At 41.0% G+C, this 1,656-nt stretch carries 2 protein-coding genes; both read right to left on the bottom strand.

The genetic code is table 11. The features are described 5' to 3' along the window. Positions 1-47: 47 nt before the first annotated feature. Positions 48-803: a DUF1670 domain-containing protein gene (locus U9Q18_04055; GenBank protein MEA3313529.1), complete on the bottom strand. Its 756-nt coding sequence runs from the start codon at positions 801-803 to the stop codon at positions 48-50. Beyond that, positions 800-1,585 (bottom strand): DUF1670 domain-containing protein, encoded by a 786-nt coding sequence (locus tag U9Q18_04050; GenBank protein MEA3313528.1) that lies wholly within the window; start codon positions 1,583-1,585, stop codon positions 800-802. Before U9Q18_04050 ends, U9Q18_04055 begins: the two co-directional genes overlap by 4 nt. Positions 1,586-1,656: the final 71 nt, after the last annotated feature.

The following is a 1,656-nucleotide window of genomic DNA, read 5'->3' as shown; positions in this document are numbered from 1 at the left end:
TAATGGGGGCATATGCCCCCAGGTCTCCCGTAATTATATAATAAAATTTAATTTTTTAACACATGTTCTTTGACAATTTTAACATATTCACTAACCAGGTTCTCAGATAATGAGGTGATATAAGCTATTTCGCTTAACATCATCCCTCTTTCCCAAAGGATTTTGACCCTTTGGAAGTCTCTGATATATCTATCCACTGAGGAAGGTGCATGGGAAGTAGCCCTGGCTATATCTTTGGTAGAATAGCCTTGGGTAGACATTTTAATTATTTTTACCTTATGAGTTATTGATCTGCCGATATCATGAACCACGCCTCTTAAGGGGAGCATCACCTTTTTCTCCTTCTGGTATGCCAGGACAAGCTGGGATACTCTAGCTTGGGATAGATTAAAGATCAGGGCAATATCGGCTTGGGAGAGCACCCCGCCTTGATAATAGGCTTCATTTACAATCCTGGCTATTCTTTTAGCCAGGATGCGAGAGGTTTTTATCCCCCTGCTGTAATCTAAAATATCTGAATCTGCCACAACAGACAGGATAACATGTTTAGATTTGGTCTTGCCAAGTGTTTTACCATTTCCGTGTTTTTCGGTCTTTAGGACAGCAGGCCAGACCATCTGTCCGGGCTTAAGGGTCAAGGCATCTTTAGTAGATTCAGCAGAGATGGACAACAGATCAATAATCAGGGCCTCAGCGACCTTGGGTTTGGACTGGTAACCATAGTTTTCCATCAGGTGAAGGATTAGGTTATTTTTTAGGGTCTTTTCCTGAAGGCGACCGTATAGTTGCTTATTGATACTCATAGCAGCCCCCTTTTTTTACTGGATAAGTAGCCTTTGATTTCCTCTAATCTTTCAGTGTAGTCCTTATTTTCCCTATAGCGAGCATAGAGGGTAAGATATTCACCGACTACCTTCTCTGAAGTACCGGTAAGATGGCGTATTTTGACGATGCTGAATCCTTCATCATGTAGATAGACGACCTTGATAAAATTTTCAAAGTACCTGGTTACCGATGACAGACTGTGTTTGGTCTTTAAGACTACCTCGGTGGGTTGATATCTTTTTAAGAGTAGTTCAATGATTCTTGCCTTATGTGATATCCCGGGTCCGATATCTTTGATCTCCCCCCGGGTAGGTATGCTGCCACCTCTTGTTTTTATTCTTTTGACGATTCTCTTTACCGTAGACTTATCGACAATTAATATCTCAGCAAGATCAGCCTGAGAAAGCAGACCTCCCTGGTGATGTGCTTCTTCCGAAAGCCTAGCTGCCAAGTATTCTCTTAGAGCAGGAATTCCGAGCTTAGCCTTAATTCTTTGGTCTGCACGGCTGTATAGAGTAAGATTTACCGGAATAAGCCTACAGTCTTTAATTGGCTTCCCTGCCGGTTCATCAGCTGAGACAGCATAGAATATGATCTGATTGTCAAATCTACAAGCAAGATAATGTTCTTTTACAAAATTATTCACGTAGTCCCAGAGCACATTGGTTTCAACTCTCGATAATCCATACCCCTCTATGACATCACGTTTAAAACAACCCTCTGGTGACTTAACTAAATTATTACAAATACTATTGATCATGTAACTGTTACCTCCTTGGTCTATATGTTATTATATTAGCATAGACCTGGGGGCATATGAGCTAATAGTTA

It is taken from the genome of Caldisericota bacterium, from assembly GCA_034717215.1.
Lineage (GTDB): Bacteria > Caldisericota > Caldisericia > Caldisericales > Caldisericaceae > UBA646.
This window is presented reverse-complemented; position numbering and strand designations above follow the sequence as displayed.